This is a genomic window from Psychrosphaera algicola, from assembly GCF_028401425.1.
Classification (GTDB): domain Bacteria; phylum Pseudomonadota; class Gammaproteobacteria; order Enterobacterales; family Alteromonadaceae; genus Psychrosphaera; species Psychrosphaera algicola.
Map to the genome: position 1 here is coordinate 4402729 of NZ_JAQOMS010000002.1, position 22333 is coordinate 4425061.

At 40.5% G+C, this 22333-nt stretch carries 19 protein-coding genes and 3 pseudogenes; 13 read left to right on the plus strand and 9 right to left on the minus strand.

Features of this window, described 5'->3' with window-relative positions:
- Nucleotides 1-125: 125 nt before the first annotated feature.
- From PN838_RS24270 to PN838_RS24300, 7 genes and pseudogenes are all read left to right on the plus strand, one after another.
- Nucleotides 126-2249, plus strand: coding sequence for a TonB-dependent receptor plug domain-containing protein (locus PN838_RS24270; protein WP_272182310.1), 2124 nt, complete (start codon nt 126-128; stop codon nt 2247-2249).
- Between the two features lie 175 nt (nt 2250-2424).
- Nucleotides 2425-3480, plus strand: a complete 1056-nt coding sequence (locus PN838_RS24275) for an HmuY family protein (protein WP_272182311.1) — start codon at nt 2425-2427, stop codon at nt 3478-3480.
- Between the two features lie 395 nt (nt 3481-3875).
- Nucleotides 3876-5012 (plus strand): annotated as a pseudogene (locus PN838_RS24280) (cobaltochelatase subunit CobN).
- Nucleotides 5006-5728, plus strand: coding sequence for a cobaltochelatase subunit CobN (locus PN838_RS24285; RefSeq protein WP_272182702.1), 723 nt, complete (start codon nt 5006-5008; stop codon nt 5726-5728). Before PN838_RS24280 ends, PN838_RS24285 begins: the two are co-directional and overlap by 7 nt.
- Nucleotides 5729-5772: 44 nt before the next feature.
- Entirely contained in the window at nt 5773-6705 is a 933-nt protein-coding gene (locus PN838_RS24290) for a cobaltochelatase subunit CobN (RefSeq protein WP_272182703.1), read from the plus strand.
- The gene (locus PN838_RS24295; RefSeq protein ID WP_272182312.1) at nt 6692-6964 is read left to right on the plus strand and encodes a cobaltochelatase subunit CobN; all 273 of its coding nucleotides are present in this window, start codon (nt 6692-6694) and stop codon (nt 6962-6964) included. Before PN838_RS24290 ends, PN838_RS24295 begins: the two co-directional genes overlap by 14 nt.
- Nucleotides 6949-7872 carry a cobaltochelatase subunit CobN gene (locus PN838_RS24300; protein WP_272182313.1) on the plus strand — a complete coding sequence of 308 codons (924 nt, stop codon included), beginning with the start codon at nt 6949-6951 and terminating at the stop codon, nt 7870-7872. The genes PN838_RS24295 and PN838_RS24300 overlap by 16 nt, the downstream gene beginning before the upstream one ends.
- A 106-nt stretch (nt 7873-7978) precedes the next feature.
- On the opposite strand, the gene PN838_RS24305 is transcribed toward PN838_RS24300, so the two are convergent.
- The 5 genes from PN838_RS24305 to PN838_RS26770 all read right to left on the minus strand — a co-directional run bounded on the left by PN838_RS24305 (nt 7979) and on the right by PN838_RS26770 (nt 11890).
- Complete coding sequence (locus PN838_RS24305) at nt 7979-10429, minus strand: DUF2339 domain-containing protein (RefSeq protein WP_272182314.1); 2451 nt, start codon at nt 10427-10429, stop codon at nt 7979-7981.
- Between the two features lie 22 nt (nt 10430-10451).
- Nucleotides 10452-10787, minus strand: coding sequence for a hypothetical protein (locus PN838_RS24310; RefSeq protein WP_272182315.1), 336 nt, complete (start codon nt 10785-10787; stop codon nt 10452-10454).
- 91 nt (nt 10788-10878) lie between these two features.
- Nucleotides 10879-11109 (minus strand): substrate-binding domain-containing protein, encoded by a 231-nt coding sequence (locus PN838_RS26760; protein ID WP_334313443.1) that lies wholly within the window; start codon nt 11107-11109, stop codon nt 10879-10881.
- Complete coding sequence (locus PN838_RS26765) at nt 11099-11482, minus strand: substrate-binding domain-containing protein (RefSeq protein ID WP_334313444.1); 384 nt, start codon at nt 11480-11482, stop codon at nt 11099-11101. The genes PN838_RS26760 and PN838_RS26765 overlap by 11 nt, the downstream gene beginning before the upstream one ends.
- A 213-nt stretch (nt 11483-11695) precedes the next feature.
- A complete protein-coding gene (locus PN838_RS26770; protein WP_334313445.1) occupies nt 11696-11890 on the minus strand; it encodes a LacI family DNA-binding transcriptional regulator in 195 nt (64 codons plus the stop codon).
- Between the two features lie 214 nt (nt 11891-12104).
- Here PN838_RS26770 and PN838_RS24320 point away from each other — a divergent pair.
- The 6 genes and pseudogenes from PN838_RS24320 to PN838_RS24345 all read left to right on the plus strand — a co-directional run bounded on the left by PN838_RS24320 (nt 12105) and on the right by PN838_RS24345 (nt 18360).
- A pseudogene (locus tag PN838_RS24320) lies at nt 12105-13149 on the plus strand (UDP-glucose--hexose-1-phosphate uridylyltransferase).
- Nucleotides 13149-14297 (plus strand): galactokinase, encoded by a 1149-nt coding sequence (gene galK, locus PN838_RS24325; RefSeq protein ID WP_272182316.1) that lies wholly within the window; start codon nt 13149-13151, stop codon nt 14295-14297. Before PN838_RS24320 ends, galK begins: the two are co-directional and overlap by 1 nt.
- A gap of 236 nt (nt 14298-14533) precedes the next feature.
- Entirely contained in the window at nt 14534-15574 is a 1041-nt protein-coding gene (gene galE / locus PN838_RS24330; protein ID WP_215964117.1) for a UDP-glucose 4-epimerase GalE, read from the plus strand.
- Complete coding sequence (locus PN838_RS24335) at nt 15558-16430, plus strand: aldose epimerase family protein (RefSeq protein WP_272182317.1); 873 nt, start codon at nt 15558-15560, stop codon at nt 16428-16430. The genes galE and PN838_RS24335 overlap by 17 nt, the downstream gene beginning before the upstream one ends.
- Nucleotides 16431-16728: 298 nt before the next feature.
- A pseudogene (locus PN838_RS24340) lies at nt 16729-17213 on the plus strand (acyl-CoA thioesterase).
- Between the two features lie 424 nt (nt 17214-17637).
- The gene (locus PN838_RS24345; RefSeq protein WP_272182318.1) at nt 17638-18360 is read left to right on the plus strand and encodes a cytochrome b/b6 domain-containing protein; all 723 of its coding nucleotides are present in this window, start codon (nt 17638-17640) and stop codon (nt 18358-18360) included.
- Between the two features lie 110 nt (nt 18361-18470).
- Here the strand turns inward: PN838_RS24345 and PN838_RS27700 are convergent, their stop codons facing one another.
- The 4 genes from PN838_RS27700 to PN838_RS24360 all read right to left on the minus strand — a co-directional run bounded on the left by PN838_RS27700 (nt 18471) and on the right by PN838_RS24360 (nt 22327).
- A complete protein-coding gene (locus PN838_RS27700) occupies nt 18471-18605 on the minus strand; it encodes a cytochrome c (RefSeq protein WP_370661131.1) in 135 nt (44 codons plus the stop codon).
- A gap of 94 nt (nt 18606-18699) precedes the next feature.
- The gene (locus tag PN838_RS27705) at nt 18700-18939 is read right to left on the minus strand and encodes a cytochrome c (RefSeq protein WP_370661065.1); all 240 of its coding nucleotides are present in this window, start codon (nt 18937-18939) and stop codon (nt 18700-18702) included.
- A gap of 112 nt (nt 18940-19051) precedes the next feature.
- A complete protein-coding gene (locus tag PN838_RS24355) occupies nt 19052-21079 on the minus strand; it encodes a winged helix-turn-helix domain-containing protein (protein WP_272182319.1) in 2028 nt (675 codons plus the stop codon).
- A 258-nt stretch (nt 21080-21337) separates the two neighbouring features.
- Nucleotides 21338-22327 carry a hypothetical protein gene (locus tag PN838_RS24360; RefSeq protein WP_272182320.1) on the minus strand — a complete coding sequence of 330 codons (990 nt, stop codon included), beginning with the start codon at nt 22325-22327 and terminating at the stop codon, nt 21338-21340.
- Nucleotides 22328-22333: the final 6 nt, after the last annotated feature.

The window sequence follows — 22333 nt, forward strand, 5'->3', positions numbered from 1 at the left end:
TTGTATTGACATGTTAAAATCAATCAGTAAACTAATCGCAATTGAGAATGATTATCATTTAATGTTTGTGTGACGATTTATTTTTCGCGTTCAACAAAGATTAGAAGACAAAATGAACGAATAACATGTTGATAATAAAAAAGAACCTAGTCAAAAATCTAATTGTCATTAATACCAGCCTAAGTCTGATTTTGTCCCTAGGGGGATTAAGTGCTGCCGAACGTCCATCTGGTTCAGTTGGAATAAATACGGATGAAGCAGCAAATAACACTGCACTAGAAAATAAGAATGTGACAAGTGAGGACGATTTGCTTGCTGCTGTCAGCGTTGAAAATAACGCAACACCTTATGTTGAAACTCTGGTAATTACCGGCACCAGAACCGCAAAGCTGTTAAGTGACTCGCCTGTCTCTGTTGATGTCATAGAACGAGATACTTTGAAGTTAGTGACACAGGGCACATTGGCTCAAGCGCTAGAGTTTATTCCATCTGTTGTTTTGGAACGCAGCGTAAAAGACGGTTATACGGTCAAAATGCGCGGGTATGGCAGTAAACATATTGCCGTTTTACTCAATGGCCAACCGTTAATTTCACCTGCTAACGGGGCGGTTGATTTAGATCAGATCAGCGCACACAACATTGAACGAATAGAAGTCATTAAAGGCGCCGCGTCGGTGCTTTATGGCAGCTCAGCCATGGGTGGAGTCATTAATATTATTACCACTGAGGATGTTGAGCCGGTAACTCAAATTCGAACAGAAATTGGCATATATGATGCCAATGATGACGTTAGTGTTGATAACCTTTTACATACAACCACATTATCTAATATTGGCCATATGGATGATTGGCAACACCAAATATCGCTACAACATGTCTCTGATCCTGACTTTGATTTAACCCCAGCTGATGTACAACAAGATTCCGGTGAACTCACCAAAAACTTTGCTAAAGCTGCGATATCTAAATCTTTTTCAGTTGTTGATTTTAGTTTGTCTTATGACTTTCTAAACGAATCCAAAAACAAAATAACGGCTAAAGTTCCCGGCCAGTCGAATCTAATTTATTACGTTTCTGATGTTGAACAACATCAATTGGGGGCTGGGTTAAGTGCAATTGATAATCACTGGCATCTAAAATCTAGGTTTATAAGTCACGATGAAACGAGTGGCCGGTCGAACAGTATTCGAGACGCTCAAATTACCTTAGGTCAGCTTGAAGGATTGTACTCTCTGCAGCATGGGAAAGTACGACCTCAGTTTGACAGCGAATATGGCGGTGAAGTGGTATTTGGATTTGCCACAAATTTTGACAAACTTGATCAGGTTAAACCGGCTGATAACTCAATTGAAGTGGCAAATGAATCCAGAAGCAGTGTAGAGCTATATAGCCAATACAACTTCATCAAGTCGGATCATCAATATCTGTTGGGGATCAGGAGCCAATATGATTCTGATTTTGGTATGCATACCGCATTACGTTTGAGCGCGATGTTTGACGTAGAAGTTGCAGGACTGCCGTTAAAAGTAAGAGGCGGTTATGGGCAAGGTTATCGAGTCCCAGACTTAAAAGAACGTTACTACGTGTTTGACCATAGCAACTTAGGTTACAAGGTTCTCGGCAACGAAGATTTAAAGCCCGAACAATCAGATTCTTACAATTTGAGCGTTGATTATACAGGCGCGGTATTTAATCGTTCCGCAGACTTACAGTTATCTTTTGATTTACATCATTCAGAAACAAAAGACCTGATAGCGACGCGAGAAGATGCACAAATGTCTCAAGCGCAAAATCTCAGTATTTCACAATACAAAAACATAGAGAAATCAACAATCGAAGGGTTTGATATTAGTGCAGAGCTGCGTTTTCTCAATTGGAATAGCCAACTAAATTACAGCTATGTAGATGCCGTTGACCAAAGTGGCAAACGTCTTGAAGCCCGTCCGCGTCAACAAGTTAAAGCTAATATCGGGTACGACTTGCACTGGCTCGATGTTCAAACGCTACTTTATGCCGTTTATCAAGCAGATGAAGTCACGCCAGACGATTACGTCGATGCAGCGGTTGATGGGTTTACCACTCTCAACTTCTCGCTCAATCACACCATAACTTCCAATCTTCAATGGCATCTTTCGTTGCTTAATTTAACCGATGAGCACCGAGATAACCAACTGATAGATCTTGGGTATTTTGACCCAAGGCCTGTATCGAGCCGAACGATTAAAGTTGGTGTTAATTATCAGTTTTAACGGCTAAACCACTTTAGATAACCCATTAAAAAATTATAAAAAACACATAAATTTGAACAACAATTTTGTATAGGAACAAGATAGATATGAAACACTCTAATTCAAATACCCCGGCGATAAATAACACAAATTTAAAAAGATAGCTTCGCTTTCTCTAATTAGCATGGCGTTGTTAATGGCTGGGTGCAGTTCATCTGACGATGACGAACCAAACGTTGTAGAGGACGTTGTGGAAGATGAAGTTACGTCGACGCCATACGGTCCGTTTTCAACCGGGACAAGCAGCGCGCCTGTATTTGCCTACTTTGATTTAGACACTGGCACCGTATTAGAGCTTACGGAAGACCAAGCTAGCACAAATGAAGATTGGGATATTGCATTCAAGCGTACCAATATCTACCTAAATAACAATGGTACAACACCTGTTGGAATGTATTTTACTGGCAACAACAGTGAATATTACGACGCTGACGGTGCAGCAATTGTTGATACATTTGTTAATGCAAGTGCTGAAGCCGAACTGGCAGATTATGAAGCTGTATCGTTAGCTGATGTGCCAGCGGATGAAGAATTTGTAAGTGACGTAACCGAACGTATTTTGGATGGATTTTATAACTACGATACAACAACCCATGCTGTAACGGCTAAAGACGACAGTTTTTATATTGTCCAATCAGATGGCGTGTTTAGTAAATTTAGAGTGACTAATTTAACGCAGTCTGGCTTTGGAATGTCCGACGTCACTCTAAGTTTTGGCGTACAGGCGTCTGGAGAAACTGAGTTTTCGACAGAACAAGATTTAACCTTAGATTTGGCTATGTTATGTGCGTCTGAATCGGCGGTATATATTAACTTTGCAACGGCAATGGAAGTAACATCAACGGAAGACTACGATATCTCTATTCCATGTGCTGATGGTATTGGTTCGTATCAACTTGATTTAGCGGAAACATCAACGGCAATTCAAGATTTTACAAATTCCTTTACGGGTGTCGCCGTTGAAGCGGCTACTCATTATGGCTTCCAGCCAAATGAATACACAGTAAACGCATTTAAGACTAAAAACTGGTACGCCTATAACCTACAAGGTGGCCATCAATTATGGTCACAATATGGTGTTTATATCATCAAAACAGCAACTCAAAATTACAAAATGCAAATCACAAGTTATTACGATGCCGAAGGAAATTCTGGCAATTATAGCTTTGTCGCTGACCCACTTACGGAATAAGTAAGCTAGGTTACAACTGTCCTCCGGGACTAACTAAGTTGATTCAAACGGGACAAGTTAGGGCGTTATGTTATCTTCCGCGAGATAAAAAACGCCTTGATTTGATGAATATAAACTTAGTTAGCCCCATCCTTTATTGCCCGTTTTACAGGTTACACATGAAATATTCACTTTCATTTTTTAAAAACATTGCGCTATTTTACTTGACGTTGTCGTCAGTACAATCGTTTGCTGAACCACAAAATCGAGTCCAGCAAAACAGCCAGTCTGAGTTGCAGCAGGCACCACAGAAAGCACCACAGAAAGCGTCTAGGTTATTGATTATAAGCTCTTCACACAGTAATCCAGCCAAAGTAAAATTGTTAAAAAAGCAGGCTACTTCCAATAATGCCATGATGCTGAATTGGCAAGTGAGCCAAAAATCGCTGCGTTCTATTAAGTCTCCTGTAGAGTTTTTGGCCCTAATTAATCAATATCACGTTGTCCTGTTAGACAGTGTTTCAGTGGCGGAAGCCAATAAAAGTTTTTCACCCTATCTTCCTTTAATTAATCAGTCCAAGGCCAGAGTGGTTGGTTTAAAATGGCATCAGACTTTCCAACATAAAATAGGTGTGTCTGAATTACAAAGGCAAACTCTCGACCAATATTGGGATAACGGTGGCAGTAAAAATCTTGGCAATATGTTGCGTTATTTGTCTGTTAACGTGCTCGAAGATCCCGCTACACAATCCTTATCGGTCGCATCACCGGTGATATTTCCCGATAAAGGCATTTATCATCCAAAGTTACCAAACCTTATTGTTAGCGACTTAAAACAATATTTTGATTGGCAAGCACCAAAATCGAACCAAGCTAAAATTGCGTTATTGATGAATCGTTCAGCAATAGAAGTTGAACAAACAGAGTTAATAGACACAACGATTGCGCAATTAGAACAACGTGGTGTGCACGTTGTGCCGTTTTTCTTTGCGTTAAGTCGTGGTGAAAAACATTACGATGAGTTGTTATATATCGATGGCAATGCCGCCAATAAATTAACGGCAGATGTAGACCTAATTTTAAACTTTAGAAACATTCATTGGGCTAATCAACGTAAGGTTGAATTTGAACGTTTTGGCGTCCCTGTTATTCAGGCCATGACTTATTATGGCGGTGACCAAAAAGCCTGAGAACAAGACCCACAAGGTGTTGATGCCGGTATGATGGCATTTACTTTAGTTTTACCAGAAACCGCAGGGGTTACAGATCCTATGGTGGTGGCTGCAATGGACCGCCGCAGTGGCAATATTGACATTATTGATTATCAACTAGAGCATTTAGTAAATAAGGCCGTCAATTTAACTTCCTTAAAATACAAACCCGCACATGACAAAAAAATCACGGTTTTTGTTTGGGGCGACCAAGATGTCGGTGCGTCATTTTTAAATATTCCAACCAGTCTAAGTGAAATCACTAAAACACTAAATGCGCAGGGGTATGACATTCCCGCCACCGATGAGACATTTTTACACAAAGAGTTAAAAAAATTCTAGACCCATTTTATCGGCCAGAGCAACTTCAAGGTAAACAGCTACAAGCCTTTTTAGATGACGATCTTGCAGAGCTCATGCCGATAGAAAATTACTTAGCGTGGTTTAACAAATTGCCAACGGATCTTAAAAATAAAATTAATGACCATTGGGGTAAACCACAGGATAACTTTATGGCGATAAAACGCGATTCAGTTGACTATTTTATATTGCCTCGAATGCGTGTTGGTAACATGTTAGTGATGCGTCAACCGCCGCGTTCAGATAAAAAGAACGATGAAAGTGGTATTTTTCATCAGGGAATCGTACCTATCAATCACTTCTATTTGGCAGCCTACTTTTATGCCCGTGAGTTTTGGCAAGGCGACGCTATTGTTCATTTAGGCACACATGGTTCGCAGGAATATTTAGGTGGAAAAGAGCGTGGCTTATCGATTTATGATCAAGGCAATCTAGCGGTTTGGGATACGCCCGTGGTGTATCCGTTTATTGTCGACGATGTAGGTGAGGCGATGCAAACAAAACGACGTGGTCGTGCAACGGTCGTTTCTCATATGACACCGCCATTTGCCGCAGCTGGCTTGCAAGGTGATATTGTGGTTTTACATGAATTGATGCACCAATACAGCCAGTTAGATAATGGCGGTGTCAAACAAAAGACGGCGAAGCAGGTGGTAGAACAGTGCTTTACTTTAAATATCTGTAAGGATATCGCCTAGGAACAAGCCGATATTGAGAAAGACTTTGATGGATTTTTGACGATCTGCACAGCCATATGGAAGCCCTCGCAACCGCCAATCAACCACTGGGCTTACATACTTTTGGGCAGTTACCCGAGACTCGTTTGGTCGTTAGCACCTTAATCCAAATGTTGGGCAGTAAATTTACGGCCTTAGCACAGGAATATGAGCACGACGTCGTCGGATTACACGAGGGGCTGGGGCACAATTCCGATGCTGCCAAAACCGAGTCAAACGAGCATCTTATTGAAAATGTAGAAATTGAAAATCTACCTGGGTTTTACACTGTGTTAAACCACGTCGTGAACGGGGTAAGAGCAGTGAACGGGGTAAGAGCAGTGAACGCTGTGGACACTATGAACGCTGCGAACGGAGTGAATGGCGTAAACAGTAAAACCAACAACAAAAGTGAGTTACCAGAGGAATTAATAGAACACGTTAAACGTGGGCAAAGTCTTTACCAAGGATTAACACAGATAAGAGAACTGCAAAGTTTATCGGACTTTCTCGACGGACGATATATCCCAGTAAAAACCGGTGGCGATCCCATCCGTCACCCAGAGTCTCTGCCAACAGGTTTTAATCTGTACGGATTTGACCCAGCAAAAGTACCTACTAAAGCCGCATTTGAACAAGGTAAAGAACTGATCAATCAAATGATAAGTGACCACCAAGCCAAACATGGAAAATTTCCAGACAAGATGGCGTTTTCACTGTGGTCTATCGAAACCATGCGTCATTATGGGGTGTTAGAATCCCAAGCCTTATATGCTATGGGCGTTCGACCAATTTGGTCTGAAACCGGTCGCGTTCTTGGTTCTGAAGTGATCCCGTATTCAGAGCTTAAACGACCTCGTATTGATGTTGTTTTATCCGCCACGGGCTTATATCGAGATGCGTTCCCAAATGTTATGCAGCGCCTTAGCGAAAGCAGTGCAGCAAGTGGCGGAACTTAAAGAAGATAACAACCCGATATGGCAAAACAGTCAACGTGTTAAAGCCGAATTATTAGCACAGGGCGTCGAACAAGAAGATGCTGAATATTTGTCGACCGTTCGCGTATTTTCAAACCAGTCAGGTGATTATGGTTCGGGTGTTGATGGTCTGGCCTGGGCAAGTGACAAGTGGGAAAATGACAGCGTCATTGCCGACAATTATATGAACAAAATGGGATTTTATTTTGGCGCAGACAAGTCACGTTGGGGCAAAAAATAACGTCAAAAACCGGCGAGCCGATTAACCTATATGGCAAGCAGTTGTCAGGCACCGACATCGCCTTGTTCTCCCGTTCGTCAAATGTATTTGGCATGTTAAGTTCAGACGACCCATTTGAGTATTTTGGTGGCATAAGCTTAGCGGTTCGAAACCTAGACGGGGCAAGTCCCGACATGGTGGTATCGAATCTTCGTGATGCAAATAACGCGAAAGCAGAAGACGCCTCTCGCTTTTTAGCACGCGAGCTTAGAACGCGTATTTTCCATCCACGTTGGATTAAGGAAATGCAGAAAGAAGGTTACTCCGGTGCTGTGTCGTTAAGCAGTAGAATGGATAACTTTTTTGGTTGGCAAGTCGTTGACCCTAACTTGGTTAGAAGTGATCAGTGGGACGAATATCTAGACATCTATGTAGATGACAAACTCAATTTAGACCTAGATGAATGGTTTGAAAAAACCAATCCAGAAGCTCTCGCTCGTATGATGCAACGTATGTTAGAAGCGCAGCGTAAAGACTATTGGCAGGCAAATGACGAGCGCTTAGAAACGCTAGTCAAACGGTACAGTGAGTTTGTCGAAAAATATAATCTATTTGTCGATAATGAAAAGCTTAAACAACATGTTACCAAGTTAGCTGCTGGCTATGGGTTAGCCGCACCGCAGTTTTCTGCTGATGCATCGCAGGTAAAAACAGAACCAACTGATCTACAGCCACCAAAGGCAGCAGAAAGCAGCACAGGTGAAGTTGAGCAGGTCACAGGCCAAAAGCTTGAACTGCAACCGCAAGCGACGGAATCTGAACCAGACTATTCATATCTATTCAGTATCTTAGGCGTTGTTCTTATTATTTTAGGTGGCATGTATTACGAAGTGATCAAGGGCAAGATGTTAATGGCCCGCAAGCCATAAAACGTCATTTTTAATTTAAAAATGGCAGCGCCACATTGGTTGTTTAGTTTAAAGTTAATTTTTAACGAATATAACCAATGTGGACCTGTTTTATTTTGCGCTTATGTTAGGTCTCAGTTTCCGATCCATTAACACCGGTATTAGCGGGTTTGAGTTTTTGAAACAACCAACCAATTGCCACTAACGACAGTCCAAGTCCAATAAAGGACAACGCCCGATAAAGCCCCTGTAAATGTGACATGTCAATTAAAAACGCTTTGAGGATCACAAGTGCTAAACAACTAAAACCAACATTTCTAAGTGTGAGCCGCTGTTTGGTTTGGGCTACAAATATCATGATTGTCGACAGCACCAACCAAACAATGGAATAGGTATAAACCTCAGCTTGGGCAAAAGGTTGCTGGAGATACAAATACCCTTGATTAAATACGATTCTAATCTCGCCGTTTACAAACATAAATGCGCAGATCCCCATTATTACAAATATCGCTGTTTTGTAAGATTCACTTATTAATCCCAATTTATAATAGCTAAATAGCAGTCCGGCGGGTAATGCCCATAACACGATAAGCCAGTTTGCAGCAAAGCTTCCGACATATTGGTTTTCGACAAACGGGTTGTTTAAAACTGAAATATCGAGGTGTAAAAGTGTTACGCCAAAATAAAGGGCAGTTGCGGCGATAACATAGAGTTTTGTTAACCGATTGCCCGGCTCTATGGCAACGTCGCCACGACTAGATTCTGTATTTATTGGAGTGTTTGAAATAGTCGCACGCCAACGATAGACACCTGCTAGTATTAGCCAATTGAAGGCCAACACAGTTGATTCGACAAAGCTTAAGTTTGAAAAGTTTGGATAGTCGCCAATTAAGAAATAACTTGTTTCTGTTGTTAGCAACAGCGCAACAATATGAATAAATACCCCATGCAGCCAAGGTTTTAATCGCAGGGATTGATTGTATTTAGCCGTAAACCAAACTAAGCCTAAAATCAGCGGATATATAACAATTGTCCAATGAATATTTAATATGGTTTCGTCTTTATAATTTGCTAACCAAGGGGCAAATGTCAATCGCGTGGTAACAAGTAGAAGTGCGACCTTGGATAACCAATCTGGAATTTTAACCTGATATTTCCAGCTTAAGTAACTCATTGTTGCAATCTGCGACGCAATCGCTAGGGTTAAGGTACTGGCTTCTAATAACATAGTAAAACAAAGTGTAATCACCATGTTGGTTAATGTAAGATAAGTCAGTTTGTGTAAGGTTGAGTCGACTTTGGTTGCGACTAAACTGCTTATTGCGCCAATAATCAGCAGCTCTGCGGCCCATAGCGGATACAACACCGATTCCGCGGCAGAGGGTGCTGCAATATAGCTGATCCCAAATAAAGCCAATGGTGTGACAACGAGCAACAACAAATAGCTATGTCTTTTGGGGTGGCGTTTAATCATATAACCACAAAATAACATGCCCACTAACACCGCGATTTGAACATATAAAAACCGGCCCGAGAATGGAAACAAGTTGTCGTCAAAGTTAATGCCTTTTGGCCAAAGGCTAAACGAAATAAAGGCAATGAACAGCCCAAAATATGGCCAAGTATCTAAGGCGCTATGACGTGAAGCCGCGACAAAAAATACACTTACAACGACAATATTGGTCCAAATAATAAAGTCGCTTTTTGCATGTAACGCTAAAAATACAGAGACTAATAGGGTGGTTAATACAACTACCAACTGTTCGCGTCTTGGCATAAGCAGTTGCTTAATCGTTAACGCTCGATACAGCGTATGCTGCAGTTTCCAGCCGAGTATCGTGGCCAAAACATATAAGTACAAAGTGATAATAGAAAATAAAACAACAGGCCAGAAATCACTGTTTTTAGCCATTAACACAGCGACTACAAACCAACTAAAATGGCCAACACAGCTTTGCCACCACAACCATTTCTGTTTTACCGTTTCGGCAACCCATAGTGCTGATAGAGAAACAAAACCAATATAAGCAAGAAGTGCCGCAACATTGTTTGAACCGGTTGATACGAGTGCAGGAACTGCATATGCGCCAATCACGCCGATGCCCGCCAAAATCGGACCAAACCTCAGTGCAAGACCGGCGGCGGCCAGTGAAATTATGGCCAAAATAACAAATGCGATATTTGCAGGAATAAAGTGATAGAAATCAAACGAAACTAACGTCATCGCAAAACAGGTGATAAAACCGCCACTAGCAATTGCTGCGGAAATAATAGGCGATGTAATATGAAATTTGGCTTTGTTTCTATCAATATATTCAGCCAATCCAATTAAAGAAATACCAAACAAACTCCCCATTATGACCCGAATACTTGGCGGTAATAATCCCGCTTCGATTGAGTATTTTGCTAAAAAGATACCGCCAAAAGCCAATATGATGGCACCAAGCCAGAATAACCCATTGCCACTTAATAGTGTGTCGATACTGAATCCTGAAGCATCGTTATCCATGTTGGTTTGCTGTTTTGTTGTTTGCCCCGGTGTCGATGGCCTTGCTGCATCTGTTGCTGGTGACTGCACCGCCGCTTGATTTGAACGATCGTTATTTGCCCAGGATTCGTTTGAGTTGCTTCATGCTGCTGGCTTTTTCAATAGCTGGCGGAAGCTCAAAGCTCATAGCGGCGGGGGTTGGTTGTGCAGGCGTGTTATCGACTAAACCTTCGGTATTCTTTGTTGGTTTAGGCTCATCGCGATCTTTGGCCGCGAGTATCGCGGAAAGTTCCAGTTTTCGAATCTTATCGTTTTGAAGGTTAACTAGGTCATTTAACTTCGTTATTTCGATTAAAAGCCGTTTTACATTTTTCCGGTCTTTTAATACGACAATTAAGCCAATAAATAAAAATGTGTTAAATAAAAACTCGAACAATGCCGCATCCATACATAGTGATCCAAAAACCAATTTGAACCTGTAAGACTACCGATAATAAAGGACTACGTAAAGCAGCTGCTACTGAGCAATTAAACCTGAATTAGCGGCTTTTGTTACGAATTGTAGACTCTCGTGTCACTAAACTCGGGAGATATTTAAGACCTTCGGGGGCTGAATATTGCTCAGGTGACTCCCTATATTCAAGTGCCAATAACGCCGCATTTGCAGCCATATCTTCAATTGGATAATTTAATGTGGTCAATTTAGGCCGCGAATATCGAGACAGTAAAACATCATCAAACCCGATCACTGAAATGTCGCTAGGGAACACGAAAACCGTTATCTTCAAACGTAGAGATTGCGCCAATGGCCATGGCATCGTTGTAGACAAATAAAGCGGAAAACGGAATGTTTTGTGAGAGTAACTCTTGAGCGGCTATTTCACCACCTTGGAGGGTAGGCTCTTGTTTTGCGATTAATTTGTTTTCTAATGTAAAACCAGCATCTAGGATACCGTCTTTAAATCCTTGAAGGCGTAATAAAGGATCGTCAATTTCGTATTGGCTGGTAATACTGGCAAAAGAGTTATGCGCCATTGCTAATAAATGGCGTGCGGCAAGCTTTCCACCTTCCGCGTTATCAAGCCAGACACAACGGTGTTTAATCCGTTCGATAAATCGGTCAATGAGTATTAATCCCGGCACCCGTTTTGATAATTCAACAAGCTCGTCGTCACTTAATTTTTGCTGTGAATGACCACAGCATCACAACGTCGTTCCAATAATAAGTTTATTGCCTGACGTTCAGAACTTTCACTTATCAATCCCGTACTTAACAGGACTTGCATGTTTTTTCACGGGCAATTTTGTCAACACCGTGGGCGAGGGAAGCAAAAAATGGGTCAGTTAAATCAGGGATCACAACACCAATGGTGGTATTTTTTGAGTCACTAAAGCACGGGCATTGGCATTAGGCATGTAGCCAATTTCCTGCATGATTTTTAATACCCGGTTTCTGGTTTTTTCTCCGACCTTAGGGCCCTTATTTACAACCCGAGAAACGGTGGCGATGGACACGCCTGCTATTCTTGCGACATCTTTTATTGTGGACATTGAAAACTGATTTAAATCCGCTGGTTAACCCGATGCCGGCCATCATACCTCTAAGCCTTTCGTTATTGCAAAAAGTTTGTCTTGCGACACCAACGGTCAGTTAATTGTTATTGGAGATTTAAAAATTATTTTCAAAAGTTAATTGACGTTAAAAATGTAAACGTTTACCCTAGTTCCATATTCATCGTTAATAAAACCAAAACGAGTGTTAAAAATGGCTAATGAATTTGATCCAACTGAACATCCACATCGTCGTTATAATCCATTAATTAATGAGTGGGTGCTGGTTTCTCCACACCGTGCGAAACGTCCTTGGCAAGGCCAAGTTGAAACGTTAGACGAAGACCAAAAGCCGTCTTATGACGAAAAGTGCTTTTTGTGTTCAGGTAATACTCGTATTAATGGTGAAGTGAATGACAAATATGAAAAAACGTTTGTTTTTCAAAATGATTTTGCAGCCTTAAAAACAGATACACCGCAGTTAGAAACAAACGACCCATTATTTAAAATGGCAACAGAGCAGGGCGAAAGCCGTGTTATTTGTTTCTCGCCAGATCACAGTAAAACATTGCCTCAATTGTCAGTTGCAGAAATCGCCGAAGTTGTGAAAGCCTTAGCAGGACCAATGTGAAGATTTAGGTAAAACCTATAACTGGGTACAAGTGTTTGAAAACAAAGGTTCAATGATGGGATGTTCTAATCCACACCCACATGGACAGATTTGGGCGCAACAACAATTACCGACATTAGTTGAGAAAAAACATAATGCACAAGCCGAGTACTTAAAAGCACATGGCCGTAATTTATTAGCTGATTATGCTCAACGTGAAGTAGACGCTGACGAACGTGTCGTTGTCATAAATGATGACTGGGTTGTGGTTGTTCCGTATTGGGCTGGTTGGCCATTTGAAACGTTATTATTACCTAGATTCCCAATTCAACGCATGACTGAACTAACGGCCGAGCAGCAAGTTACGCTGGCGGATATTATTCAACAGATCACGATTCGTTATGACAATCTATTTAATTCGTCTTTCCCATATTCAATGGGGTGGCATGGTGCACCTTACGACGGTGAAGAACATGCTGAATGGACGTTACATGCAAGTTTCTTCCCACCACTTTTACGGTCAGCAACGGTTCGTAAGTTTATGGTTGGTTATGAAATGATGGCTGAATCGCAACGTGATTTAACTGCTGAACAAGCCGCAACACGTCTAAAAGACGTTTCTTCTGTACATTATAAGGCGGGCGCATAATGTCTCAACAAACAAACTTAACTGAAATTTTTCAACAGCAATACGGATACCAACCGGCAGTCATTTGTCATGGTCCTGGACGAGTTAACTTAATCGGTGATCACACTGATTACAACGATGGCTTTGTATTGCCAGCGGCTATTAACTTCGGGACTAACATCGCAGCGTCAACTCGTGATGACCAAACAGTGCGTGTGTTAGCGGTAGATTGTGACGGCGAAAGCGCTGAATTTTCGTTAACAGACATCAAATTTGATGAAGACAAAATGTGGTTGAATTATGTTGGTGGTACTTTGTTAGCACTGCTTAAATCCAACCCAGAAATTAAAGGTGCCGACCTCGTTGTCACTGGTAACGTACCTCAAGGTGCTGGACTAAGTTCTTCAGCCAGTTTTGAAATTGCGATTTTAAAAACATTCAGCGAATTATATCAGCTAGGTCTAGACGGCGTGAAAGCGGCGCTAATGGGGCAGCAAGCAGAAAACGAATTTGTAGGTTGTAACTGCGGCATTATGGATCAACTTATTTCTGCGATGGGTAAAGAAAGCAATGCGATGTTATTGGATTGCCGAAGCTTAACGTTTAAACATGCACCAATTCCAAAAAATATGGCATTGGTTATCATCAATTCTAATGTAAAACGTGGTCTTGTAGACAGTGAATACAACACGCGTAGAAAGCAGTGTGAAGCGGTAGCTGCGTATTTTAATAAGCCAGCGCTTCGTGATGTAAGCTTAGCAGAATTAGAAGCGGCGCAGTCAGATATTGAACCTGAATTATACCAACGTGCTAAACACGTGGTTACTGAGAACGACCGAACAGAAGCTGCCCTTGTTGCACTGCAAGCAAATGATATGGCGACAATGAGTGAATTAATGCGTAATTCACATTTATCGCTTAAAAACGATTTTGCGGTCACAACGCCAGAAATGGACTATTTAGTGGATATCGTTCATCAAGTTTTAGGTAACAAAGGTGGCGTTCGAATGACGGGCGGTGGTTTTGGTGGCTGTGTTGTCGCGCTTGCACCAAATGACCTAGTTGACGATATTAAAGCAACGATTTCTGAATTGTATCAATCACAATCGGGATTAGTTGCAGACGTTTATGTGTGTGTTGCCAAGGATGGTGCCTTCCATTCCAAATAGAAATAAAAATAAAAGTAACGGGGACAGGTGATTTGGTAAATTACACTAGCCTGTAATATCGCTAAATTGTCCCTGTTGATGTTTTGTGTGTGTGAGTTCTGGAGTATTGTGTTTATTGTAAAGCGTAGATGGATTTGCGTTGTTACTTTATTTGCCGTGCGTATCAATACTCCAGAATTTCACTTCAAAATCAACAAGGCCGGCTCTCGGCCTTTTTAATGTTAGATGAGTCCAACATGAAAATTCTAGTTACAGGTGGTGCCGGGTATATCGGTTCACATACCGTTTTATCTCTTCTTAATAAAAATTTCGACGTCGTTGTCTATGACAATTTATGTAATTCAAGTGAAGAATCACTCACTCGTGTTAAACAGCTTACTGGCAAAACAGTCGAGTTTATTGAAGGTGATATTCGCGATAAAGAAAAATTAAGTTCGGTGTTTACTGCACACAAGATCACGTCAGTTATCCATTTTGCGGCGTTAAAAGCGGTTGGTGAATCATCTCAAATTCCACTGAGTTATTATCAGAACAATGTGCATGGTTCTATTTGTTTATTAGAAGTCATGGAAAAATTTGGGGTACAGGACTTTATTTTCAGCAGTTCAGCCACAGTATATGGAGAGCAAAACACAGCGCCATATGTTGAAACAATGACATTAGGCCGGCCTTCAAGTCCTTATGGCACGAGTAAAGTCATGGTTGAAAATGTAATGGCAGATTTTGCGTTAGCAAATAATAAATTTAGAGGGGTATCTCTAAGATACTTTAACCCAATTGGCGCCCATGAAAGTGGTCAAATTGGCGAAGATCCAAAAGGTATTCCAAATAATTTATTGCCGTTTGTTGCACAAGTTGCTGTTGGTAAAAGAGATAAGCTAAATATATTTGGCGACGATTACCCAACTAAAGATGGGAGCTGCGAACGCGATTATTTACATGTAATGGATTTAGCTGAAGGCCACGTTGCTGCATTAAATTGGTTACATAAACACGATACCTTTGCGGGTGTTGAGGCGTTTAATTTGGGGACTGGACAAGGTATATCCGTGTTCCAAATTGTTAACGCATTTGAACAGGCGACCGGACAAACGATACCGTTTGACGTTGCGCCACGTAGGGCAGGCGATTTAGCGGCTTTTTGGGCAAATGCCGAAAAAGCGAATACAGAATTAGACTGGCAGGCCAAACGTAATTTAGACGACATGATGGTAGATACGTGGCGTTGGCAGTCTGGGAATCCAAACGGGTACAGAAAAGATGACGGAATTAGTTAAAACAGTATTGAAAAATGACATCGGTATGGAAGTGACTTTAGTCAATTTTGGCGCGAGGATCACTTCGGTAAAATACCCTGTCATTGATAAGTTGCAGGAAATGCTCGTCCGTTACGACACAACCAAAGAGTTTGTATCGGACCCATTTTATCTTGGCGCTACGTGTGGCCGAGTGTGTAATCGAATTGAAAATGCTAAATTTGAAATTGATGGGCAACAATATACGTTACCTGCTAATGATGGAGATAACTGCTTACACGGCGGTGATGACAACATTTCGTTGCAATATTGGCAGCTAGAGCAAGACAGTTTGACCGCGCAGTATGCTAAATTCACTTTAGATGTCAGCGACGGTCACAATGGTTTTCCTAGCAATGTGCAACTGGCGGTGACCTATCAACTTTCTGAAAACGGCGCGTTGACCATTGATTATTGGGGAATAACAGATAAAAAGACGCCTCTTAATTTAACCAACCACGCTTACTTTAATTTGGGTGAAAAGAGCTGTTTTGATCTGCAACTCAAGTTATCAGCAGATGGCTTTTTAGAACGCAGTTCTGCGGGTATTCCAACGGGTGAATTACTTAATATTGACGATATGGGCGTGGACTTTGCCGCAGGCCGTTCAATTGCCGAACTAATCGATTTAAATAAATTTGCTCAAGTAAAAAATGAAGAGGGCTTCGATACTTGCTTTGTTTTAAAACCTGAAAGTGAAATTAAAGCCGAACTTCGTTCTGTTAAAAATCGAGTTAAAATGACAGTGATGACGGATCAGCCATCGATTCAGCTTTATACCGGTAAGTTTTTAGATGATCCATTCAGGCCTTATCAGGGGGTTTGCTTAGAATGCTAGGATTATGTTGATGCCACAAATCAACCGCATTTTCCTAGTATTTTATTGTCACCTTAGTGAAGAGTATCAGCGTCAGATAGTTTATAAATTTAGCGCTTATTAACCGTCGTTGGAAACAATTGATTGGCAAATTGCAAACCAATATTGAACCGAAAAGTTTAAATATTGGTTTGGTTATTACTAAATTTACAGCAGTATGAAAAAACCAGTTGTTAGTTATAACTGTTGGAAATTGTTCATTTATAATTTATTAGTATATTCTTTTCAATATCTGAACCAAATTATGAAAGAGTGAGTGATGAGTCAATCACAACGTGATATTAAACTGAGATTTTTAGCTGAACCGCAAGATGTCAACTTTGGTGGCAAAGTGCATGGTGGTGCGGTAATGAAATGGATTGACCTTGCAGCTTATGCGTGTGCCGCTGGTTGGAGTGGTCGATACTGCGTTACCGCTTATGCTGGTGGCATTCGATTTGTGGCACCAATTCATGTGGGTTCATTAGTTGAAGTGGCGGCAAAGTGGTATACACAGGTACTTCCTCAATGCATATTGCAATTGAAGTAAATGCCTGTGATCCAAAGTCACTTAATCGCAGAACAACTACAACCTGTATCGTTATTATGGTGGCTGTTGACCAAAATGGTCAGCCAGAAAAAGTTCCGCAGTGGGAACCAGTAGAAGAAGAAGACATTGTTCAACGTGAATCTGCTATTCGATTAATGGATATGCGTAAAGAAATTGGCGAAGAAATGCAGTGTTTTCATAACAAAATTAGCTAAAAATTCTTCTAAATTCAGTTTTAAAAATCAACAGGTAAGTCTATGCCGGATTTACCTTGTTGAGCTTAATGTTTCACCATTAGCAAAGCAATATTTAGTAAGTTAATTTTACCTTAACAATATTGTTTAAATAATTGTGAATTCACGGATGAAAAATTATCAATCAGTGGTTGAGTCAATATTTGCTATCCGCTAGAATTTAAAGGTATGCAGCTTTAAATCGACGGTGGATTTAGTCCGGCGTTAGGAATGTATTTTGTACCATCTCCCTCGGTGGTTCCTTGCCGGTGGCTCGCTCGGGAACTACCACTCAACTCCATTTCCAGAACTATTATTTTTGCGACTACTCTTAACTTTCATTTAAAACCACTTCAGTTAAAATAAAGTCATTCTATTTAGCGTTTATTCGTTAATTTTTAACCTGTTGTTAAGGATACAAAATGGCACCTATAGCGTACTGATATGGGATCTACCAACACGATTATTCCACTGGCTATTAGTTTTGTCGTTTTCTGCGAGTTTTATTTTTGCAAAATTGGGTAGCGAGTTTATCGACTGGCATTTGCGAAGTGGATATGTCGTTTTGGCCCTTTTGACATTTCGCCTAATGTGGGGGATTGTTGGGACTCGCTATGCTTTATTTAAATCGCTAAATCTTAACCCTCAAGATATTTGGCGCTATGGACGGTCTTTAGTTAACCCAAAAGTAAACGATAATTTGACTAAAACATACGCAGGCCATAACCCGCTTGGGAGTTTGATGGTGGTATTTTTGTTATCTGCAATCGCCATGCAAGCTGTTAGTGGCTTGTTTATGGATGATGAGATATTTACCACAGGACCTTATTCAGGGGCGTTAGGTGACTCGGTAGATGCCGTTATGTCGACTATTCACCATAATCTAATTAATGTCATTCTCGTTGCTATTGGGTTTCATGTATTTGCGGCGTTTTATTATTTATTCCGCAAAAAGCAAAATTTAATCAAAGCGATGTTTACAGGCCGTAAACTCGAAGAAGGCATTGTGCAAGAACATCAAATTCAACACTCTAAGCTGGTTATTGCGCTCGTCGTCGTAATCGTTGCGGCCTTGTTTGTTTATTGGCTCGTTGTGTTAAACGCGCCTGTAATTGAAGAGTGGTATTAAATTTACCTAAGCAGACAAATGAAGTGCGGCATAGCTCGGGAGAGGTGAAATAAGTGGTACAAGATATTCATGTACCACTTAGTTTCTATCGACGTTTATGTAAACGACTATTAATCTTGTTTGTAGACGTCGTGACAACCTTTACAGCTTTTTCCAATTCCACCGATTGCCGATTTAATGGCGCTTGTGTCGCCAGACTTAGCTTTTTCAGCAAGTGTGCTTGACGCATTAATTAGAGCTTGAATTTTTTGTCAAAATCAGCTCTGTCTTCCCAGACTTTACCTAAAGCTTCTGTTTTAACATCAAACTTTCGCGTATCAACCGAGGTATAGTCGTCGATCATATTAGCAAGTTGGTTAATACGAGTTGCATTTTTTCAACAGTAGCAGCATCTACTGGGATCTTACCTTTGGCCATTGCACCTAATGAGCCCATATTACTCGCAATTAGCTGAAACATCGCTTGGCGCCATTCAACGGCTTTGTTTGCTTGTTTTTGAGAGCTTGCTGGCTCTGCTATAACACTTGCAGCTGACGCAGTTAATAAGGCGGTAATTACTAATTTTGATCCAAATTTCATCTGTTTATCCTATTTAGGTTTTAACAACGCTATTTATAACTAGACTTTATCTATTTGTAAATTCTACTAATACATTCAGGTTTTACCATAATAAATTGAACAATTGCACCACTTATTTTAGTAGCAACAATTCAGATGGTCCGTTGGCTTTTGCTACGGCGTATAGATAATTGTCGTCGATATCAGCGATGTCTTCATTAGGTTCAACGGGAGCGGGCCGTTTTTGACCGTCGATATATATCATATGCTCACCATTAGCCATTTTAAAATAGAGAATATTATCGTCTGCTAATAATTCAGTAACCCGAAAGTTTGTATTCAACAGCAAGGTTTGAAAGGGGCGTCTATGTTTCCAAATTCCTAACTTTGTCTGGTGTGAATAAATTAGGTTGTTATCGAACTGCGCAATATTCTTGGCGGTTGCAATATATTGTGGCGGCGCATCTAAGTCGAATGTATTTGCTTGCAGTACTTTATCAATGCCGTCGATCGTGGAATGTAAAAATAGTTTGTTTGAGATAAATCGAGGTTGATCGCCCTCTATGTATTGATAGTTATCGATATCCACCCGTTGTCCTATAATATTTGCTAAAACAATTTTGTGGTCTGACTCAATCGCCACTTGGTTACCAGTGGGATCTATTGACATATTTACTGCGGCAAATTGTTCGGGGATGTCTACGATTGGCTCGAACGACTTTTTATTGCTATTCCATGTCGATAACTGGGTAAACTCTGGGTTACGGGTGTCCTTAAACAATAAACCTAATTTTGGGTGTTTTTCTAAAAAGGTAATGTCAGAAGGCAGTTCAATTAATTTTTCACGAAAACGGCTATTCACCTCGATTTTAGACAAGGTACGAGTATTTTTGTTATCGCTGATCACCACAACGCCATTTTTTGTATGGATAGGTGAATGAAAGCCAGCGTATAAATTGTAATTTAGTTCGAGTTCTTGTTCGGCAACAAGTATGTCTTTCTCCCATGTAAATTTCATTAAGCTATTTTTAGTATGTTTGACGATGAGGTCCTTGCCATTCCAAGCAGCTGATTTGAGAAACTCAGTCGAGGTTATCTGCCAAGTTGTCTGCCAGTTACTTTCAATAGAGGTTTTAATTACATTTGTGGTTTGCCAATCGGAAGTGGCCAAAAGGAAAACTTCCGGCGAATTTTCATGGGTAATGATGTTGTAAATCGTTTGACCAGCTAGTTCTGGAAATTCGATGGCTTTACACGCTTGCCCAGTTAAATCAGCAAATGTGACCCGATTACCCGATGAACCTAGGCTGGCATTTGTTAGCAATAGTTTGTTTTGTTTATAGAGAGATAGGGAGTTGGCAATCGCTTTTTCATTGCATCGAAAAAGGTTAATCATACTTAATATTTCTAGCTCTGTTGACAACTCCACTTGTTTTACAAAGCAGTCATGCTGATTAACAGCCCGAAATAGGAGTTGATATTCAGATAACCAAACCGGCGAATATAATGAGCCATTATCCACCAACTTAATTTTTGTATCGTCGAGTCGATTTATTATTTTTAGCTCGGTAAATCCCCCACTTTTCTGGGGCGACGCATATGCGACGAGTTTTTGACTTGGACTAATCGCCACCTGCTGAATTAGCTTGGGTTCTGCTAACAATGTTTGTGAAGTTTTTAGTTGAGCAGGTAAGGTTAACTTTTGATTAAACCGGTCAGGCAAATAAACCGCTAACATAACAATCAGTGATGCGCCTATTATAAGGTTAGTAACTAAAGAGCGGGGTAGCTGAAAATCAAGCTTTGGTTTGTTTGATGTTTTAGCAATAGGACCGGTCAGAATATAACCCCGTTTATGCTTGTTTAGTATTTTAATTTCTAAACAGCCAACCGTTCGTAACTTAGTACGTAAGTTAGAAATGACCCGCGTAATTACGCCTTCACCAAGGTATCGATTGTTCCAAAATTGATGTAAATCTTCGTAAGTGACCAGTTTATCTTTGTTTTTGATGAGATGAAGAAATACGAGGGACTCTAAATTATCTAAGTTACATTTTACTTTACCGTTAACAATTAAATCGGCAGTGTGTAGACAATAGATACAATGTTTCTCTAGCTGAAAAGACGCGTCTTCGTCAATTAACATACAATTATCTTCCATGATTTTGTTATTGTTTTTGAAAACTAATTTAGATTTATAGTACAAAAAAACGTCAAGGTAAAAGGGATGGTTATAAGAATACGTTATGATAAATAGCATTTTTGCTTATACGGTTATCTAATTTAGATAACGGGATTGATATTAAAAGTGCTAAGGCGTTAGGGGTAAACTTACTCGGAATGGTGGGGTTAGTAGTGGCATAAAAAGTCCCGTTGCAAAATACAACAGGACATTTTTAAGCGATTTATCGCGATTCAGTTACGATTTTGATTTAGGGTCCGGCGGTTGAATTGAAGAAATGAACTCTAAGTCGGTGTTTTCTGCTTCGACTTCTGGTTTTGCTGGGACAACTGGTTTTGGTTGATCAGAATATCTAAACATTTCCGGTGTTGGGATCGACATCAATAATTCTTTAAATATCTCTTTTACCATCTTGGCAATAATTTCGTCGTCGAGCACAACGCCTTGGCTATTGATATGAGACACTTTGTTATGCAAGCCGTTGAGAGCTTGTTTGATACGCCAAATGGTTTTGTCACTTATCAGGCCAACTTTATACAAAATAACCGATGCTTCAATATGCTCTGAAATCGAGTTGAGGTAAGGAGATAAATATACCCAACCATCGTTTTTCACCAATGACTGGCATACATAAATTTCATTGTTGAGGCTTTGTAAGTATTTGTCGATGTGTTGCTTATCACGATCATTACGACACTTCATTTGCATTTTGTTGCCGCTTTCGATCTCTTTTCGCCAAATATCAAGAACATTGAAGAGCCTTATATCGTCAGGTAACTTATTATCAAAATTGATGATATCGATATAAAGGTTAACTTTTGTATTTAAAAAGTCATCTGACTGCGCAACTAAATTAACAAGCCCTTTGGCGTTAGAATCTAGTTCGAAGCTGCGTTTGGAATATTTCAACATCGCAGTATGGGCCTGCGCCGCTTTCTTTTGAGCTTCAGCCGAGGCTTTTAATTCATCTCGTGTGACTTTGAGTTGATGGATTTGAAAACGAATAGTAAAGATAAGTAACAATAACGTAAATGCTAAGATAACCGGCGTTAACCAGCCGCCAAAAAAGTCGCCGACTTGTCCAATTTGGCCCGCAGAAAGTTGTCCATACTCAAAAAATACGAACACGATAAGGCCTATCGATAGCGGCAGTAATATCCCTATATAGACTAAAAGCTTTCCAAATACTTTTTCATCTAACGTTCGTTGGTCTTGTTTTCCATTCATATTTTG